Below are 17,563 nucleotides of genomic sequence, written 5' to 3'. Positions count from 1 at the left end.
CATGACTTTCACCGACACCCACTGCCATCTTGCCGATCCCAAACTTGCTGACATGCTGCCTGCCGTGCTTGCCGAAGCGCAAGCCACCGGCGTGGCGCGTTTTATCGTACCGGCTACATCTCCCAATGATTGGCAGGCAGTTGCGCAGTTGGAAAGGCCGTCTGAAAACATCCATATCGCTTTGGGCATTCATCCGTGGTTTTCAGATGGCCTCAACGAGGCGTCATTCCAAGAATTAGAGTCCGAATTAATCCGGCATCCGCAAGCATGGGTTGGCGAAATCGGCTTGGATTTTTATGGCAAAGAGCAAACCCAAGCGCAACGCGACACGCAAACCGACGTCTTTATCCGCCAACTCATCCTTGCCCAAAACCTCAACCGCCGCGTCATCATCCATAATCTGAAAGCCACCGCCGCCATTGCCGCCGCCGTCAAAACCGTCGGTTTCACACGAGGCGGTATCGTTCACGCCTTCTCCGGCAGCGTAGAAGAAGCGCGAATTTTGGTAAAACTCGGCTTCAAAATCGGCATAGGCTCGCTGCTACTCAATCCCAATGCCAAAAAAGTCCGTGCCGCCTTACAAGCCTTAGATGACACGGATTTCGTTCTCGAAACCGACAGCCCTTTTATGCTCGGCCAAGAAACCAACACACCAGCCAACATCCGCCGTATCGCCAAAATTGCCGCCGAATTGCGCGGTGTACCGCTGGCACAACTGACTGAAATAATCGAGCAAAACGTGGATTCCCTGCTCCATACTTCCCCTTAATATGCCGACCTCAAGGCATCAAAAAGCCTCGTTCAGCCGTTCCGTTTCCAAACGGACACACTCAGCCCTCCCTACCCCATGTTCATGAATAAAAAGCGATACAAGGCCGTCTGAAAAAATGTTTTTGGCACAAAATATCGTTCACTCCGTCATCTCGGCTTTTTAACACCGTATTTTCCCTTTGATTGATAAAAAGTATTACGCATATTATTGGGCAAACTTTTTATTTACGTTAAAATATGCTTTTTTTTGATAATAAGGCCGTCTGAAAAAGGCGGAAACTAATTATGACTGAACAACATACACACGCTTCCACCTGGAAGAGCAAAATCAATGCTCTCGGCCCAGGTATCATGATGGCTTCGGCGGCAGTCGGCGGCTCGCACCTGATTGCCTCCACGCAGGCAGGCGCACTTTACGGCTGGCAGCTTGCGCTGATTATTATTCTGACCAACCTGTTCAAATACCCGTTTTTCCGCTTCAGCGCACATTACACGCTGGACACGGGCAAAAGTCTGATTGAGGGCTATGCCGAAAAAAGCCGCGTTTATTTGTGGGTATTTTTGATTTTGTGTATTGCATCGGCAACGATTAATGCCGGTGCAGTCGCCATCGTTACCGCCGCCATCGTCAAAATGGCGATCCCGTCGCTGACTTTCGATGCCGGCATGGTATCCGTCATGATTATGGTTTCCTGCCTGCTGATTTTGGCAAGCGGCCGCTATAAAGCATTGGACAACGTTTCCAAAATCATCATCGTCAGCCTGACCATCGCCACCGTCGCCGCAGCCGCCGTGGCCATGTCTCGCGGCATGCAGATGAAACCCGACTTTATCGAGCCTACCCCGTGGACACTGGCAGGCTTGGGCTTCCTCATCGCGCTGATGGGCTGGATGCCTGCGCCGATTGAAATTTCCGCCATCAACTCTTTGTGGGTAACCGAAAAACAACGCATCAATCCTTCCAGCTACCGCGACGGTATTTTCGACTTCAACGTCGGCTACATCACCAGCGCGATTTTGGCGGTCGTCTTCCTCGCCTTGGGTGCATATGTCCAATACGGCAACGGCGAAGAAGTGCAAATGGCGGGCGGCAAATATGTCGGCCAACTGATTAATATGTACGCCGTGACCATCGGCGACTGGTCGCGTCCGCTGGTGGCATTTATCGCCTTTGCCTGCATGTACGGCACGACGATTACCGTAGTGGACGGCTACGCCCGCGCGATTGCCGAACCGGTACGCCTGCTGCGCGGCAAAGACAAAACCGGCAATGCCGAATTGTTTGCATGGAACATCTGGGTTGCAGGTTCAGGCTTGGCCGTGATTTTCTGGTTCAACAGCGCAATGGCCGAGCTGCTCAAATTCGCCATGATTACTGCTTTCGTTGCCGCCCCCGTGTTCGCATGGTTGAACTACCGCCTCGTCAAAGGTGACAAACGCCACAAACTGACCATGGGCATGAACTTCCTCGCCATTATCGGTTTGATTTATTTGACCGGCTTTACCGTTTTGTTCCTGCTGAACCAAACAGGCATCTTGGCTGCGCCTAAATAAGCACATATGAAAAAAGGCCGTCTGAAACTTCAAAACAGGTTTCAGACGGCCTTTCCAATCCATCATATCTTTTTGAATTTCCATTCAAACCCATTATAATAACGCCTTATTTCGCCGTTGCAGACCACTCGACGGCATCCGTATTTTGGAAAATTTATGAAGCCGTCTATCTTAGAAAAACTACAACAACTCAGCGACCGACTGGAAGAAGTCACGCATTTGCTCGGACAGCCTGAAGCCACGTCCGATATGGACAACTACCGCAAACTCACGCGCGAACACGCCGAATTGACGCCCGTGGTCGAAGTATTCCAAAACTATCAACTGGCGCAAAGCGACTTGGCGGATGCCGAAGAAATGCTGTCCGACCCTGAAATGAAAGACTTTGCCGCCGAAGAAATTGAAACGGCCAAAGCCAAAATCGACAAACTCGATACCGAATTGCAAAAACTACTACTGCCAAAAGATGCCGACGACGATAAAAACATCTTTATCGAGGTACGTGCCGGTACCGGCGGCGACGAAGCTGCTCTGTTTGCAGGCGATTTGCTGCGTATGTACAGCCGCTACGCCGAGCGCAATCGCTGGCAGGTTGAAATCGTTTCCGCCAACGAAAGCGAATTGGGCGGCTATAAAGAAGTCATCGCCCGCATTATCGGCTTAGGCGCGTACAGCCGTCTGAAATTTGAATCGGGCGGCCACCGCGTGCAACGCGTCCCTGCTACCGAAAGCCAAGGCCGCATCCACACCTCCGCCTGTACCGTTGCCGTCATGCCCGAAGCGGACGAACTGGAAGACATTGAACTGAACCCCGCCGACCTGCGCATCGACACCTTCCGCGCATCCGGCGCGGGCGGTCAGCACATCAACAAAACCGACTCCGCCGTCCGCATTACCCACTTACCGACAGGCATGGTAGTCGAATGCCAAGACGGCCGCAGCCAACACGCCAACAAAGCGCAGGCGATGAAAGTCCTCGCCGCCCGCCTGAACGACGCGCAAAAACGTGAAGCCCAAGCCAAAGAAGCCGCCGAACGCAAATCCCTGATCGGCAGCGGCGACCGCAGCGAGCGCATCCGCACCTACAACTACCCACAAGGCCGCGTGACCGACCACCGCATCAACCTTACCCTACACAAACTGGATTTTGTGATGGACGGCGACTTGGAAGAAATCACCAATGCCCTGATTGCCGAGCATCAAGCCGAGCTTTTGGCGGCAATGGGGGATTGATATTTGCCTCACTCTGATCATCATTACCAATATAAAAGCCGTCTGAAATGTAAATTTCAGACGGCTTTTATTTAAAAACAAACAAACCTATAAAACAGTATTTATTTTGAGATTTGCTCCAAGGTCTGGATCATCAATAATTTAAAAGACTGTTGTAAAGGTTCAGGAAGTTGTAAAAAAATCAGTTCGACCGGCATTTCTTCTAAATCCTTTAATGTATTGTTTTGCTGTCTTTCCAAGTATTCTGCTAGCAGAAAAATAGACGAAACACGGCATCCCAATGCATCAGCAAGATATTTTAAGATAGCCTCACTGTATCCTTGATTACCATTCTCAAGATTGGAGATATTACTTTTTGAAGTATTTGCAAAATCAGCAAGTTGCTGCTGTGTCCAACCTTTTTGTTTTCTCAAAAATCTAATTGCACGACTTATATTCATGCAAAAGATATTAGAGAGAAATAGATTCAATTGAAATTGTATTGCTGTACTTCTTGACATAAAAATACTTAAATGCAATACTTCATACAGTTTTACTGTACTTTTCTATTTTTATGAAACTTTAAATCTTGAGGTGACCAAATGAAAATTAAACACTATCTCTTTGCTGGGATTTTACCAGTGATGTTATTAACTGGTTGTATGGGGGGCTTACCTTCATGCGGTTCAAGTGATGCAGAAGATTTGGTTAAAAAAATCATTAACCAACGCTCATTTCTTTTAGGTCAATTTGTTTCATTGGATGATGTGGAAGAAACTGCCGTTAATCATGATGCCGAAATAAGAGTATGTTCTGCCAAATTGACCACAACAAAAGGAAGTGAAAACATCACTTACTCAATCAAATGGCAGAATAAAGATAAAAGTAGTTTCTACTTAGAAATCAATTAAATATTAGGAGTGATACAAATGAAGGGACAAATTTTAGACTTTTCAATTCAAAACGGTGGTGGTCTGATCAACGGGGAGGATGGTAAGCGTTATCCATTTAAAAGCGAAGAATGGAAAGAACAAAACATTCCTACTCGAGGCATGAATGTTGATTTTGATATTAATGGAGATGGTCAGGCTATTGGTATTTACAAGGCACTAAATAGCAGTTCATCTAATAATGTCGTAAATGCATTCAATACTGTGGCGCAATCCAGAAATGAAAATGGACAATTATCACTGTTTGCCTTATTTTTGGAAACGCTATCTAAACGTTATGCACAATTTTCAGGGAGAGCATCCAAACGAGAATTTTGGGGATATACACTCTTTAGAATAATTGCAGATTTTTCCATTTTTATTGTCGCAATAATAATGTCTGAAATTAGCAGAAGTCTTGGAGATATTTTCTTCCTCCTATATTACCTATTTGCTCTAGCTGTAATTATTCCATCTTTATCTGTCGTTATTCGACGTCTCCATGATATAGGAAAATCAGGTTGGTGGTTTCTCATTATACTTATTCCTATTATTGGCCCAATCTGGCTAATTGTTTTGATGTGCCAACCATCCTTCAATGGGGATAATCAATGGGGTAGTATGCCTGAAAACTAACCTTCTAGAGTAAGGCCATCTGAAACAAAAATTTCAGATGGCCTTTCCCAATGAATTAATCAAACTTTGTCTTACTCATTTCTATTTTACTGATACTCTAATACTTCCAAAAATTATGACTTAACCTTCAATCACTGATCTCCATTTCTAAATTACCTGAATACCAGAATTTCCCCTATGAACAGTATATTTAAAATAGTGCGATCTTTTTTAAAATTAAAAAATATTTATTTTGAGTAAATATATAAACCGACACTTTTAGAGAAAATCATGATGCCCTGATTGCCGAGCATCAAGCCGAGCTTTTGGCAGCAATGGGGGATTGATGGATTTGGTCCATTGCGTTTATACTTTTCAGATGGCCTGATGACATATGTCAATATGGCTGTGTATATGTTATCCCAAAGTGATAAAATGCAGCACCAGCTGCGCCCCAGCAACACCCTTCTACAATTAACGAAAGAGAGGACACAAAATGGCAAAAATCCTGATCGCACCGGTATCTACCGGCCTGAGCGCCGATGCAGCGGCAAAAGCATTTGCAGCGGCATTGAATGCGCAAGTTTTCCAAGCCGTTGACTCCACTACAGAAGCCCTGTTGGCTCAAGGCAAGAGCGACGACTGGTTTGACGCACTTGTCGGTAAAGTTGCCGCATTAAACGCAGATAACCTCGTTATCGAAGGCATCACTCCTGATGCGGACAAATTGTTCTTGGCAGGCAAAAACGTCGAATTAGCGCTGTCTTTGGACGCAGGCGTTGTATTGGCGCTGAAATCCGACAACACCGACGCAGCCGCCGTTACCCAACAATTAAACCTCACCAAACAGCTCTACACCAACTCCCCGGGCTTATTGGAAGGCTTTATCATTGACGGCGCAGCCGCTGCTTTAGGCGCACAAGTTGCCGAGCAAACCGGCCTGACTTTCTTCGGCTCCAGCGACAAACTGCAAGACGTATCCGCTTTGGCCAAACGCGAAGCCAAACGCCTGTCTCCAGCCCAATTCCGTTACAACCTGATCGATTTCGCACGCAAAGCCGATATGCGTATCGTTCTGCCTGAAGGCGCCGAACCACGCACCGTCGCTGCCGCTGCTATCTGTCACGAAAAAGGCATCGCCCGTTGCGTACTGTTGGCTACCCGAGAAGAAGTTGAAGCCGTTGCTAAAGAACGCGGCATTTCCCTGCCTGATTCTTTGGAAATCATTGATCCTGCTACTTTGGTTGAACAATACGTTGAGCCGATGTGCGAATTGCGCAAATCCAAAGGCCTGACTCCTGAAGATGCACGCAAACAGCTGCAAGATACCGTCGTACTCGGCACCATGATGATGGCTCAAAACGACGTAGACGGTTTGGTTTCCGGTGCAGTCCACACCACTGCCAACACCATCCGCCCTGCCCTGCAACTTATTAAAACCGCTCCGGGTGCAAGCCTTGTATCCAGCGTATTCTTCATGTTGCTGCCTAACCAAGTATTGGCATTCGGCGACTGCGCGGTTAACCCGAACCCAACTCCGGAACAACTGGCCGACATCGCCATTCAATCTGCCGACAGTGCCAAAGCCTTCGGTATCGATCCCAAAGTGGCCATGATTTCCTACTCTACCATCAACTCAGGCAGCGGCCCTGATGTCAATGCAGTGATCGAAGCAACCAAGCTGGCGAACGAAAAACGCCCTGATTTGGCCATCGAAGGCCCGTTGCAATACGATGCAGCTACCGTTCCATCTATCGGCAAATCCAAAGCTCCGGGTAGCGCTGTTGCCGGTCAAGCAACCGTTTTGGTTTTCCCAGACCTCAATACCGGCAACTGTACTTACAAAGCCGTACAACGCAGCGCCAACGTCCTGAGCGTAGGCCCGTTGCTGCAAGGCTTGCGCAAACCGGTTAACGACTTGTCCCGCGGCGCATTGATTGAAGACATCGTCTTCACCATCGCCCTGACTGCCGTTCAAGCCAAACAAATGCAAGGCTGATTAACAAGCTGATGCTTTGAAATCAAAGGCCGTCTGAAACCAATGTTTCAGACGGCCTTTCGTATCTTTGCGCCAACTATATTATAATTCGCCATTATTTTCTGAAAGACTGCCCCGATGACTGCCTACCAGCAACAACTAGCCGACAAAAAACAATATCTTCAGCAACTTTTCCAAGGACTGGATTTTCCAGAAATCGAAGTCTTTGAATCTCCGGAACAGCATTACAGAATGCGTGCTGAGTTCCGCATCTGGCATGAAGGCGGCGAAATGTTTTACGCCATGTTTGAGCGCGGGCAAAAGGCAAGCGGGGCAAGCCTGATCCGTTGCGACCAATTTCCTGCCGCATCCGAATCCATCAATGCCTTGATGCCGAAACTGATTGAAGCCGCATCCAATCATCCCGAGCTGAAAAACCGCTGGTACGCCGTCGAATTTTTATCCACTTTAAGCGGCGAAATGCTGGTTACCATGATTTACCACAAGAAGCTGAACGAAGCATGGCAACAAGCCGCGCAAGAGCTGGCGCACAATTTGGGCATCCACATCATCGGCCGCAGCCGCGGACAAAAAATCGTATTGAGTCAAGATTTCGTAACCGAAGCATTGACAGTCAACGGCAAAACCTTCCGCTACCGTCAAATCGAAGGCAGCTTTACCCAACCCAATGCCCAAGTGTGCCAAAAAATGCTGACTTGGGCGTGTGATGCCGCAAAAAACTTAGGCAAAGACCTGCTTGAGCTATATTGCGGCAACGGCAATTTTACCCTGCCGCTTTCGCAACATTTCAATCAAGTGCTGGCAACCGAAGTTTCCAAAACTTCCGTCAACGCCGCCCAATGGAATATTGAAGCCAACCAAATTACCAATCTCAAAATCGCCCGCCTGTCTGCGGAAGAATTTACCGAGGCCTACACGCAAAACCGTGAATTCCGCCGCCTGCAAGAACAAGGCATCGACTTGAAAAACTATGATTTTTCAACTATTTTTGTTGATCCTCCGCGCGCCGGTGTTGATGATGAGACGCTCAAATTGGTTGCCCGATTCGACAACGTCCTCTATATTTCCTGCAATCCTGAGACCCTGCGCGCCAACCTCGACACGCTCTGTCAAACCCATACCATCGAACGCGCCGCCCTGTTCGACCAATTCCCATTTACCCACCATATCGAAAGCGGTGTTTGGTTGAAGAAGAAAAAATAAAACCATACAAAAAGGCCGTCTGAATGTTCAGACGGCCTTTAATTAACAGCATATTAAGCGATTTTCAAATCAATCCGCTTCCAAAACCACTTTCATGGCTTGGTTTTCAGCAGCGTGTTTGAACACGTCGTAGGCTTTTTCCAATTCGCTGAATTTGAAACGGTGGGTCAGCATTTTGGTGTAATCCACTGAGCTGCTGGAAATGGCTTTCATCAGCATTTCGGTGGTATTCGCGTTAACCAGGCCTGTTGTGATGGCAAGGTTTTTAATCCACAGTTTTTCCAGTTTGAAATCAACGGATTGACCATGTACACCAACCACAGCAATATGGCCGCCGGGTTTCACAATGTCTTGGCACATATTCCAAGTTGCAGGGATACCGACCGCTTCGATGACGCAATCTACGCCGTCTTCGCCGACGATAGAGGCAACTTGTTTGCTCACATCGCCGGAAGCAGGGTTGATGGTATGGGTCGCGCCCAATTCTTTCGCCAGTTTCAAGCGGTTTTCATCCATATCGCAAACGATGATGGCGGCAGGGCTATATAGTTGCGCGGTCAGCAACGCAGACATACCGACAGGGCCAGCACCGGCGATGAATACGGTATCGCCGGGTTTCACATCGCCATATTGCACGCCGATTTCGTGGGCGGTCGGCAAGGCATCGCTCAACAACAGGGCAACTTCTTCGTTGACGTTGTCAGGCAGCGGAACCAAGCTGTTGTCGGCATAAGGCGTACGGACGTATTCGGCCTGAGTGCCGTCAATCATATAGCCCAAGATCCAACCGCCGTTGCGGCAGTGTGAATAAAGTTGAATTTTACAGTTGTCGCAAGTACAGCATTTGCTGACACATGAAATAATGACTTTATCACCGACTTTGATGTTTTTTACAGCATCGCCGACTTCTTCTACAATACCGATGCCCTCATGACCGAGAATACGACCGTCGGCAACTTCAGGGTTTTTACCCTTCCAAATACCCAAGTCAGTACCACAAATCGTGGTTTTAACGATTTTGACGACTGCATCGGTCGGATCGATAATTTGAGGGCGGGGTTTTTCTTCGAAACGGATGTCGTTTGCGCCATGATAAACCATTGCTTTCATGTGAATCTCCTTGAACGGTTAATAAACTTTAACAATACAGCGTAAATCCACGTTAACTATATTTATATACCCCTCCACCAGGTAAGTCAATCCTGATTATTATTTTTTATGTTATACTGTAACATACTGTTTTAAAAATAAATAATTAAAAAGTAAATATTAATGAACACACACACATCCTTCGCGCGACGACTCATCGATTGGCAGCGGCAGCATGGCCGTCACGACTTGCCTTGGCAGGTCAAAGACCCCTATTCCGTCTGGCTTTCAGAAATCATGCTCCAACAAACGCAGGTTGCTACCGTATTGGACTACTATCCGCGTTTCTTAGCTAAATTCCCAACCGTACAATCGCTTGCTGCCGCACCACAAGACGAGGTTTTATCCTTGTGGGCAGGCTTGGGCTATTACAGCCGCGCACGCAATCTGCACAAAGCATCGCAACAAGTCGTCGGACAATTCGGCGGTATCTTTCCATCCGAGCGCAAAGACTTGGAAACACTCTGCGGCGTAGGCAGAAGTACAGCCGCCGCCATTTCTGCCTTTGCTTTCAACCGACGAGAAACCATCTTGGACGGCAACGTCAAACGCGTTCTCTGCCGTGTCTTTGCCAAAGACGGCAATCCGCAAGATAAAAAATTTGAAAACGCGCTTTGGACACTTGCCGAAAGCCTGCTGCCGTCTGAAAACACTGATATGCCTGCCTACACGCAAGGCTTGATGGATTTGGGCGCAACCGTCTGCAAACGGACAAAACCTTTGTGTCATCAATGTCCTATGGCAGACATCTGCGAAGCAAAAAAACAAAACCGCATTGACGAACTGCCTCGCAAAAAAACTGCTCCCAAAGTGCAAACCCTACCGCTTTACTGGCTGATTATTTATCACACTGACGGCGCATTATTGCTTGAAAAACGCCCTGCCAAAGGCATTTGGGGCGGTCTGTATTGCGTACCCTGTTTTGAAAAATTAGACGATTTGTATGCTTACGCCAAACGCTTCGGCATTGTTTCAGACGGCCTTGAAGAACAAACCACGTTTACCCACCGCCTGACCCACCGCTTATTGATGATTACCCCTTTTCAGACGCAACAAAGGCCGTCTGAACATCTTTCAGACGGCCTTTGGGTATCAGCGGAACATTTGGCGGATTATGGCTTGCCCAAACCTTTGATCAAATATTTGGCTAAAAGCTAAACCGCCCTATTCCACAATCTCTTTAAATACAACTTCTTTTCCGCCGCGAATCAGTACGGCAAACCCGTCGCCAATCTGCCAACGCGAGCTTGGATTGGCGTACTCTACGCCCTGACTCCGCAAGCGGACTTGCACCAGTTTCTCAACCGTATTGCCTTCACGCAGCTCAACCATCATCGGGCTGTGGCTGTTGATATAAATTGCAGTAATCGTCCGACCTTGTACGGATTGATAACGGACAGAATACGTCTGCGCCTGTGCAATGACCGGTAACGGCGCATCAGGGCGCACGGCCTTATACGAGCCGCACGCAGCGCACAAACTCACGCACAAAGTACAGATGATTTTGTTCAACATAGGCATAGATCAGTAATGGTGATGCGGAATCTCGCCATCAAGACGGTAATAAGTGCCGCAATACGGACATTCAATCTCACTGTTGGACTGAATCGGCAAGAACACGCGCGGATGGCCGTTCCATGTTTCATGATTAGGGCCGGAGCAATGCAGCGGCAAATCCTGCGGCTTGATGACTACAACGTTTTTTTCAGACTGTGTACTCATGGTTTGGTTCCTCACTATGTTTTCTTATCTTCCGATATTGTAAAGCAAAACGGCCGCTAGGTTCGACTGAAAACATTATATAATCACTTTTTTCAGACGGCCTTTGATGATGATGACTACCCTGCTCCGCCTTCAAGATTTCGATACTTCCGATTCCGCTTCATTTCTTTATACACTCAGCGCAGCCTATTTGGATCACACCGAACAGACAGGCGATGAAGACATGTCCGGCCTCAACGACGAACAGCATACATTGACCGCTCTCTGCTACCTCGACAGCCAGGTTCAAGAAGGCGGCTTCGTACAGCTTATCGCTTCAGGATACGGAGAATACATCTTTGGCAATCCGGTTGCCGACAGCCTGCGCCGCTGGCGCATCAAACCGATACCGAAAATCTTAGACAAAGCCAAAGCCTTGTACGAAAAACACGGCGAAGCCATTGAAAAAATGGCAGACGAACAAAGGGATTTCGACGAAATCCGCAAAGCTTTTCCCGATTTTGAAGAGCTTGACGGCGATTATTATGACGTTGCCGACGAAGACTTGGAAACCGCAGCAGCCTACGTTCAAGCAAATTGGGATAAATTTGCCAAACTGTCAGGCTGAAACCATAAAACTTTGCCGGTTTGAATCATCTGTTCAAACCGGCAAAATCATCAATACATCGAATTAACGTTTGTTTTTCTGATAAATCGGCATTACTTCAGGCAACATTTTGCGGATTGCATTGATACGCGCCTGATTGGTCGGATGGGTCGACAAAATAGACAATGAGCTGCCGCCCTGTACTTTATTCATTTTTTCCCACACGCTTACCGCAGCCTCAGGGTTGTAGCCTGCTTCAGCCATCAAACGCACACCGCCGGCATCCGCTTCGCTTTCCTGATGGCGTGAGAACGGTTTGGTCGCCAACAAATCTGCACCCAAGCCAACCAAATCGCCATCCACACCGGTTGAGCTGGCCAAAATTGAACCGCCCAAGCCAGTCAATACTTGTCCGCCCAAAGCTTTTTTGCTGTGTTCCAACAAAGCATGGGTCATTTCATGGCCGACAACGGCGGCAATTTCAGCATCCGTCAGCTTCAATTTCTCTACTATGCCGGTATATACAGCCATTTTACCGCCCGGCATTGCCCATGCGTTCATTTCATCACTGCGGATAACGTTCATCTGCCAGTTGAAAGGCACGCCGGTTTTGTTGGCGCGCTCAGCATGAGGACGCAGACGTGCAAACACGCGTTGAACACGTTGAGCAGTTGGAGATGAAACATCCAAAGCTTTTTGACCACGCGCGTTTTGAATGACTTGTGAATAACTTTTAGCCGCGTCTTCATTTAAAGTCGCAGTATCGTAGCCAACCATATCCGCTACAGAAGTACAGCCGGTCAATGCCAAAATCACGCCCATGCCGGCCCAATATTTTTTATTCCATTTTTTCAACATGTTTTCTCTCTGTGTTTTTAAGTTAATGTAACGACATTGTACCCAAATTTAATACACTTTACACAAAAGGCCGTCTGAACGGTTTCAGACGGCCTTTAAGCGTAATATTTAAGAACGGCGCTGCAGCATCCAAGACTCAATCTTACGCGCATCGTTCACGCGGGTTGTGGAAGACGGAGAGTTGAGCAATACAATGGTAATCGGCTGATTCTGTACATTGGCCTTAACCACCATAGAACGTCCTGCCTCGCGGATATAGCCGGTTTTCTGCAATTCAATATTCCAGCTACCCTCACGCACCAAGGCATTGGAGTTTTTGTAGTTTTGACGACCGTTTGCCGTCCAAACCGAGCCGTAATTTGAAGTAGAATTTTTACGGATCAGCGGATATTTGCTGGCTGCTGCGACCATACGGTTCAAATCGCGTGCGGTTGAAACATTTTGGAAATTCAAACCGGTAGGCTCATAGAAACGGCTGCTGGTCATGCCTAGGCTTTGCGCTTTGGCATTCATTGCCGCAACAAACGCGCTCATACCGCCCGGATAGGTACGGCCCAACGCATGAGTTGCACGGTTTTCACTGCTCATCAGGCTCAGGTGCAACAGTTCGCCGCGTGTCAGCGTCGTGCCGATGCTCAAACGGCTGCCCGTACCTTTCAAACGGTCGATTTCAGCCTCGGTAATTGTAATCGGCTCGTTCATATCCAGACGCGCATCCAAAACCACCATCGCGCTCATCAATTTGGAAATAGAGGCAATCGGCATGACACGATCAGGGTTTTTCTGATACAGCACTTCACCGGTTTTATTATTGAAAATCAAAGCAGATTGCGAAGAAAGCAGAGGGCCTGCCAAAGCGGCTTGAGCTTCGACTTGGTCAGCATGACTCAACGCAAAAGCTTCCATCGGGTCATTTTGCACAGGGAAATTTTGCTCCAAAAATTGTCCCAATACATCCATATCATCGGCAACAGCAGGCGCAGAAGCAAAGGCCAATGCCACACCTGTCCATACCATTCCTAAAGTTTTATAGAATTTCATATCTGCCAATTCAAAAAAATACATTTAATTCAACATTCTGTTAAATTTTTCGGCAATTGTAAAGCGAGTTGAGAAAACTTTGCGTTTGTTTGCAAGATATTCAAGTCTAACGCCCGCATCTGTTTCTTAGACGATACGGCACAATGCCTGCTCTGATTTGAAAAAACACAAGATAGTCATTATACTTAGGCTCCTTTGTCAGAGGCATTCCCTCAATCCGGCAATACGCCCGAAATATCTGTTCCCCCTTTACAACACAGCCTCCATACAACCATACGAAGAAATTATTATGTCTGAAGAAAAACGTACCTGTTCATTCTGCGGGAAGTCCGAAAACGACGTTAAAAATCTGATCGAAGGCGAACACGCCTTTATCTGCAACGAATGTGTAGAAACTTGCGGCATAATGCTGCAAGACAACGAATCCGGCGAAATTGAAAACGAGCTTGTCAAAGCGAAAGAAGAAAACGCCGAGAAAAAACTGCCTACCCCGGCCGAAATCGTTGCCAACCTCAACGACCACGTTATCGGTCAGGAACACGCAAAAAAAGCGTTGGCAGTATCGGTTTACAACCACTACAAACGCCTGCGCCACCCGAAAGCGGAGGGCAAAGTCGAGTTGTCCAAATCCAATATCCTGCTCATCGGCCCTACCGGCTCAGGTAAAACCCTGTTGGCGCAATCTTTGGCGCGCAAACTGGATGTACCTTTTGTCATGGCGGATGCCACAACTTTGACCGAAGCCGGTTATGTCGGTGAAGACGTCGAACAAATCATCACCAAACTTTTGGGCAAATGTGATTTTGACGTTGAAAAAGCCCAGCGCGGCATCGTTTATATCGATGAAATCGATAAAATTTCACGCAAAAGCGACAATCCGTCCATCACGCGCGACGTATCCGGCGAAGGTGTGCAACAAGCCTTGCTGAAACTGATTGAAGGTACAGTGGCCAGTGTCCCTCCTCAAGGCGGACGCAAACATCCGAACCAAGAATTCATCAACGTTGACACCACCAACATCCTCTTTATCTGCGGCGGTGCATTTGCCGGCTTGGAAAAAGTTATCCGCCAACGTACTGAAAAAGGCGGTATCGGCTTTGGTGCAGCAGTACACAGCAAAGATGAAAACGCTGATATTTCAGCCCTGTTTGAAACAGTCGAGCCTGAAGACTTGATTAAATTCGGTTTGATTCCCGAGCTTATCGGCCGTCTGCCCGTGATTGCCACATTGGCAGAATTGGATGAAGATGCTTTGGTCAACATTTTGACCGAGCCGAAAAATGCCTTGGTCAAACAATATCAAACCTTGTTTGAAATGGAAGATGTCGGCCTTGAGTTTGAAGAAGACGCCTTGCGCAGCATCGCCAAACTGGCTATGGAACGCAAAACCGGTGCGCGCGGCCTGCGCTCTATCGTTGAACGTTGCCTCTTGGACACCATGTACACCCTGCCAGATTTGAAAGACGTAGCAAAAGTCATCATCAATAAAGAAGTGGTGGAAAAAGGCGATCAGCCAAAACTTTTCCGTGAAGACGGCAGCGAATATAAGCAATAAGGCTCATTCTCTGAAAAAGACGTGTACCCGTTACACGTCTTTTTTATTTTTTAATAAAACCAAAACCATATTTTCTAATAATGTCCTTATACATAAAAAACAAAGGCCGTCTGAAACATATTCAGACGGCCTTTGTTTTCAAGTTGCTCTAAGTCTGCCTTCATCCGGAGTATTGATGAGAGTGACTTCCTTGAATTTTATGAAGCTTATTTTTTTACTTTTTTAACAGCTTTTTTAGCAGGAGCAGCTTTGGCGGCAGGCTCAGAAGCCGCAGCTTCAGGAGCAGCAGTTTCAGGAGCAGCTACTGGCTCAGATGCAGCAGGTTCGGAGGCAGCTGATTCAGCGGTACGTTGATAGCCTTTGTCTTTCATGCAGGCATCAAACACAGCGCGGTCAGCATTTTCACCAGATGCCTGTTGGCATTGGGTCATTGCTTCTTCAACAGTGACGCGTGGCGCTGCCGCTTCTTCAGCAGGTTTGGAAGAAGAACAAGCTGCCAACATCAGACTACCGGTTGCAAGAGCGATCAATAAAGTTTTCATAATTGTATATTCCTAAATTTTGATTTTATGGTTTACCGTTAAACGGGAGATACAGGCTACAAAACAAGCTCTGCACCTCAATATTGAGTACGTGAGTACAATTTAGTTTCATTTCATCCTGTAAGTTTTTGATAAATTAATTCTATTGACGTTAAGACAAATGCCTAATTCCCAATAAACTCAAAACCTTGCAGGCCAGTAACTTTTTCTGTTTTTGAACTGTAAAAATATCAAAACTTAGACGATTTTAGCTGCAACCATCATTTGGGGAGTCCCTCTTTTTATGGCATAATGGACTACTTACCGGATAGTTCCGTACCCCTTTTTTCAAACCGCAGAATCAAAATCATACTGCGGTTTATCCATTTCAGAATCAGATTTTTCAGACGGCCTCACCATTCAAAAGGCCGTCTGAACAGAAAGCTACCATCATGAATCCTTTCTCTTCACTCGGTTTAGGCAGCGAATTGGTCTCTGCCCTGGCCGATCAGGGTTATGAAAACCCGACGCCTATCCAAGCCGCAGCGATTCCTAAAGCCTTGGCAGGACACGACCTTTTGGCCGCAGCACAAACCGGCACAGGTAAAACCGCCGCCTTTATGCTGCCCAGCCTCGAACGCCTGAAACGCTACGCCACATCCAGCACCTCCCCTGCCATGCACCCCGTCCGTATGTTGGTATTGACCCCTACCCGCGAATTGGCCGATCAAATCGATCAAAACGTGCAGGCCTATATTAAAAATCTTCCTTTGCGCCATACTGTCCTCTTCGGCGGCGTCAATATGGACAAACAAACTGCCGACTTGCGCACCGGTTGCGAAATTGTTGTCGCTACGGTTGGCCGACTACTTGACCACGTCAAACAAAAAAACATCAATTTAAACAAAGTTGAAATCGTTGTACTCGATGAAGCCGACCGTATGCTTGATATGGGTTTCATCGACGATATCCGCAAAATCATGCAGATGTTGCCCAAACAGCGACAAACCCTGCTCTTTTCCGCCACTTTCTCACCGCCTATCCGCAAGCTTGCGCAAGATTTTATGCACACGCCTGAAATGGTCGAGGTGGCCGCGCAAAACACCACCAACGCCAATGTCGAGCAACACATCATTGCCGTTGATGCACTTAAAAAACGCAACCTGCTCGAACGTCTGATTGTTGATTTGCATATGAATCAAGTTATTGTTTTCTGCAAAACCAAACAAAGCGTCGATCAAGTTACCCGCGACCTCGTCCGCCGCAATATCGCTGCGCAATCCATCCACGGCGACAAATCCCAACAAAGCCGACTGGAAACTCTCAATGCCTTTAAAGAAGGCACATTACGCGTTTTGGTTGCCACCGATGTTGCCGCACGCGGCCTGGATATTGCCGAGTTGCCTTTCGTCATCAACTACGAGCTGCCAACCCAACCTGAAGACTACGTCCACCGAATCGGACGTACCGGCCGGGCCGGTGCCGACGGCGTTGCCATTTCCTTAATGGATAAAACCGAACAGAAAATGTTTGAATCCATTAAAGAGCTGACCGGCAGCAATTTGAATGTGGAACGCATCGAAGGCTTTGAGCCGCATTGGTGGGGTACCGACAATCAAGATGAAGCCGAAGCGCAACCGGTTCAGCACAACGACAGCCGCTCTCGCCGCGAAGATAGAAACAAACGCAACGAATACGCGAGCAAGTCAGACAAAAACTCGAAAAAAGCAGAAGAGAAAAACGATCCGGGTATCGTCTGCGGCAAAATTGCCGGCAGAACACGCCGCAGCCGTCACGAGCGTCAGCCTTGCGCCCTGCTCCAACCTGGTTTTGGTGTAAAGTAAACAA

General features: G+C 47.5%; 18 protein-coding genes. 11 read left to right on the top strand and 7 right to left on the bottom strand.

Annotation, left to right across the window (positions count from 1 at the left end; genetic code table 11):
- The first annotated feature begins 1 nt into the window (after nt 1).
- The 3 genes from HMPREF2560_RS09525 to prfA all read left to right on the top strand — a co-directional run bounded on the left by HMPREF2560_RS09525 (nt 2) and on the right by prfA (nt 3,558).
- Nucleotides 2-769 carry a TatD family hydrolase gene (locus HMPREF2560_RS09525; protein WP_070873836.1) on the top strand — a complete coding sequence of 256 codons (768 nt, stop codon included), beginning with the start codon at nt 2-4 and terminating at the stop codon, nt 767-769.
- 287 nt (nt 770-1,056) lie between these two features.
- Entirely contained in the window at nt 1,057-2,325 is a 1,269-nt protein-coding gene (locus tag HMPREF2560_RS09520; protein WP_004519380.1) for an Nramp family divalent metal transporter, read from the top strand.
- A gap of 156 nt (nt 2,326-2,481) precedes the next feature.
- Nucleotides 2,482-3,558, top strand: a complete 1,077-nt coding sequence (gene prfA, locus HMPREF2560_RS09515; RefSeq protein ID WP_049344380.1) for a peptide chain release factor 1 — start codon at nt 2,482-2,484, stop codon at nt 3,556-3,558.
- Between the two features lie 101 nt (nt 3,559-3,659).
- Here the strand turns inward: prfA and HMPREF2560_RS09510 are convergent, their stop codons facing one another.
- Complete coding sequence (locus HMPREF2560_RS09510) at nt 3,660-3,998, bottom strand: helix-turn-helix domain-containing protein (RefSeq protein ID WP_004519378.1); 339 nt, start codon at nt 3,996-3,998, stop codon at nt 3,660-3,662.
- 141 nt (nt 3,999-4,139) lie between these two features.
- On the opposite strand from HMPREF2560_RS09510, the gene HMPREF2560_RS09505 reads away from it, so the two are divergent.
- From HMPREF2560_RS09505 to trmA, 4 genes are all read left to right on the top strand, one after another.
- Complete coding sequence (locus tag HMPREF2560_RS09505) at nt 4,140-4,448, top strand: hypothetical protein (RefSeq protein ID WP_003745794.1); 309 nt, start codon at nt 4,140-4,142, stop codon at nt 4,446-4,448.
- Between the two features lie 18 nt (nt 4,449-4,466).
- A complete protein-coding gene (locus HMPREF2560_RS09500) occupies nt 4,467-5,102 on the top strand; it encodes a DUF805 domain-containing protein (protein WP_004519377.1) in 636 nt (211 codons plus the stop codon).
- Between the two features lie 475 nt (nt 5,103-5,577).
- Entirely contained in the window at nt 5,578-7,080 is a 1,503-nt protein-coding gene (pta, locus tag HMPREF2560_RS09495) for a phosphate acetyltransferase (protein ID WP_070607946.1), read from the top strand.
- Nucleotides 7,081-7,197: 117 nt separating this feature from the next.
- Entirely contained in the window at nt 7,198-8,283 is a 1,086-nt protein-coding gene (trmA, locus tag HMPREF2560_RS09490) for a tRNA (uridine(54)-C5)-methyltransferase TrmA (RefSeq protein WP_070607948.1), read from the top strand.
- 69 nt (nt 8,284-8,352) lie between these two features.
- Here trmA and HMPREF2560_RS09485 read toward each other — a convergent pair whose 3' ends face one another.
- Complete coding sequence (locus tag HMPREF2560_RS09485; RefSeq protein WP_070873835.1) at nt 8,353-9,393, bottom strand: zinc-dependent alcohol dehydrogenase family protein; 1,041 nt, start codon at nt 9,391-9,393, stop codon at nt 8,353-8,355.
- 162 nt (nt 9,394-9,555) lie between these two features.
- Here HMPREF2560_RS09485 and mutY point away from each other — a divergent pair, with 162 nt between their 5' ends.
- Nucleotides 9,556-10,590, top strand: coding sequence for an A/G-specific adenine glycosylase (gene mutY, locus HMPREF2560_RS09480; RefSeq protein WP_070607951.1), 1,035 nt, complete (start codon nt 9,556-9,558; stop codon nt 10,588-10,590).
- A gap of 6 nt (nt 10,591-10,596) precedes the next feature.
- On the opposite strand, the gene HMPREF2560_RS09475 is transcribed toward mutY, so the two are convergent.
- Entirely contained in the window at nt 10,597-10,953 is a 357-nt protein-coding gene (locus HMPREF2560_RS09475) for a hypothetical protein (RefSeq protein ID WP_070607953.1), read from the bottom strand.
- A 3-nt stretch (nt 10,954-10,956) separates the two neighbouring features.
- The gene (locus tag HMPREF2560_RS09470; protein WP_003745781.1) at nt 10,957-11,154 is read right to left on the bottom strand and encodes a zinc-finger domain-containing protein; all 198 of its coding nucleotides are present in this window, start codon (nt 11,152-11,154) and stop codon (nt 10,957-10,959) included.
- Between the two features lie 112 nt (nt 11,155-11,266).
- Here HMPREF2560_RS09470 and HMPREF2560_RS09465 point away from each other — a divergent pair, with 112 nt between their 5' ends.
- Nucleotides 11,267-11,761 (top strand): DMP19 family protein, encoded by a 495-nt coding sequence (locus tag HMPREF2560_RS09465; RefSeq protein WP_070608088.1) that lies wholly within the window; start codon nt 11,267-11,269, stop codon nt 11,759-11,761.
- Nucleotides 11,762-11,824: 63 nt separating this feature from the next.
- On the opposite strand, the gene HMPREF2560_RS09460 is transcribed toward HMPREF2560_RS09465, so the two are convergent.
- Together HMPREF2560_RS09460 and HMPREF2560_RS09455 are read right to left on the bottom strand one after the other, a co-directional pair.
- Nucleotides 11,825-12,598 carry a M48 family metallopeptidase gene (locus HMPREF2560_RS09460; protein ID WP_049348957.1) on the bottom strand — a complete coding sequence of 258 codons (774 nt, stop codon included), beginning with the start codon at nt 12,596-12,598 and terminating at the stop codon, nt 11,825-11,827.
- Between the two features lie 108 nt (nt 12,599-12,706).
- Nucleotides 12,707-13,639: a serine hydrolase gene (locus tag HMPREF2560_RS09455; protein WP_180947859.1), complete on the bottom strand. Its 933-nt coding sequence runs from the start codon at nt 13,637-13,639 to the stop codon at nt 12,707-12,709.
- A gap of 289 nt (nt 13,640-13,928) precedes the next feature.
- Here HMPREF2560_RS09455 and clpX point away from each other — a divergent pair, with 289 nt between their 5' ends.
- Complete coding sequence (gene clpX, locus HMPREF2560_RS09450; RefSeq protein WP_070607957.1) at nt 13,929-15,194, top strand: ATP-dependent Clp protease ATP-binding subunit ClpX; 1,266 nt, start codon at nt 13,929-13,931, stop codon at nt 15,192-15,194.
- 206 nt (nt 15,195-15,400) lie between these two features.
- Here the strand turns inward: clpX and HMPREF2560_RS09445 are convergent, their stop codons facing one another.
- Entirely contained in the window at nt 15,401-15,736 is a 336-nt protein-coding gene (locus HMPREF2560_RS09445; protein WP_070607959.1) for a hypothetical protein, read from the bottom strand.
- A 428-nt stretch (nt 15,737-16,164) separates the two neighbouring features.
- Between HMPREF2560_RS09445 and HMPREF2560_RS09440 the strand changes: the two genes are divergently transcribed.
- Complete coding sequence (locus HMPREF2560_RS09440) at nt 16,165-17,559, top strand: DEAD/DEAH box helicase (protein WP_141748415.1); 1,395 nt, start codon at nt 16,165-16,167, stop codon at nt 17,557-17,559.
- Nucleotides 17,560-17,563: the final 4 nt, after the last annotated feature.

Origin of the sequence: Neisseria sp. HMSC078H04, assembly GCF_001838135.1 — a bacterium.
Classification (GTDB): domain Bacteria; phylum Pseudomonadota; class Gammaproteobacteria; order Burkholderiales; family Neisseriaceae; genus Neisseria.
The sequence above is the reverse complement of the archived record's forward strand: the minus strand, read 5'-3'. Positions and strand labels throughout refer to the sequence as shown.

Bases quoted from the DNA above. Each gene is read 5' to 3' on its own strand.
- HMPREF2560_RS09520 (WP_004519380.1), top strand. From the start codon at position 1,057: ATGACTGAACAACATACACACGCTTCCACCTGGAAGAGCAAAATCAAT.
- HMPREF2560_RS09445 (WP_070607959.1), bottom strand. From the start codon at position 15,736: ATGAAAACTTTATTGATCGCTCTTGCAACCGGTAGTCTGATGTTGGCA.
- HMPREF2560_RS09465 (WP_070608088.1), top strand. From the start codon at position 11,267: ATGACTACCCTGCTCCGCCTTCAAGATTTCGATACTTCCGATTCCGCT.
- HMPREF2560_RS09475 (WP_070607953.1), bottom strand. From the start codon at position 10,953: ATGCCTATGTTGAACAAAATCATCTGTACTTTGTGCGTGAGTTTGTGC.
- HMPREF2560_RS09500 (WP_004519377.1), top strand. From the start codon at position 4,467: ATGAAGGGACAAATTTTAGACTTTTCAATTCAAAACGGTGGTGGTCTG.
- pta (WP_070607946.1), top strand. From the start codon at position 5,578: ATGGCAAAAATCCTGATCGCACCGGTATCTACCGGCCTGAGCGCCGAT.
- HMPREF2560_RS09510 (WP_004519378.1), bottom strand. From the start codon at position 3,998: ATGAATATAAGTCGTGCAATTAGATTTTTGAGAAAACAAAAAGGTTGG.
- prfA (WP_049344380.1), top strand. From the start codon at position 2,482: ATGAAGCCGTCTATCTTAGAAAAACTACAACAACTCAGCGACCGACTG.
- HMPREF2560_RS09485 (WP_070873835.1), bottom strand. From the start codon at position 9,393: ATGAAAGCAATGGTTTATCATGGCGCAAACGACATCCGTTTCGAAGAA.
- HMPREF2560_RS09505 (WP_003745794.1), top strand. From the start codon at position 4,140: ATGAAAATTAAACACTATCTCTTTGCTGGGATTTTACCAGTGATGTTA.
- HMPREF2560_RS09455 (WP_180947859.1), bottom strand. From the start codon at position 13,639: ATGAAATTCTATAAAACTTTAGGAATGGTATGGACAGGTGTGGCATTG.
- HMPREF2560_RS09460 (WP_049348957.1), bottom strand. From the start codon at position 12,598: ATGTTGAAAAAATGGAATAAAAAATATTGGGCCGGCATGGGCGTGATT.
- HMPREF2560_RS09525 (WP_070873836.1), top strand. From the start codon at position 2: ATGACTTTCACCGACACCCACTGCCATCTTGCCGATCCCAAACTTGCT.
- mutY (WP_070607951.1), top strand. From the start codon at position 9,556: ATGAACACACACACATCCTTCGCGCGACGACTCATCGATTGGCAGCGG.
- HMPREF2560_RS09470 (WP_003745781.1), bottom strand. From the start codon at position 11,154: ATGAGTACACAGTCTGAAAAAAACGTTGTAGTCATCAAGCCGCAGGAT.
- trmA (WP_070607948.1), top strand. From the start codon at position 7,198: ATGACTGCCTACCAGCAACAACTAGCCGACAAAAAACAATATCTTCAG.
- clpX (WP_070607957.1), top strand. From the start codon at position 13,929: ATGTCTGAAGAAAAACGTACCTGTTCATTCTGCGGGAAGTCCGAAAAC.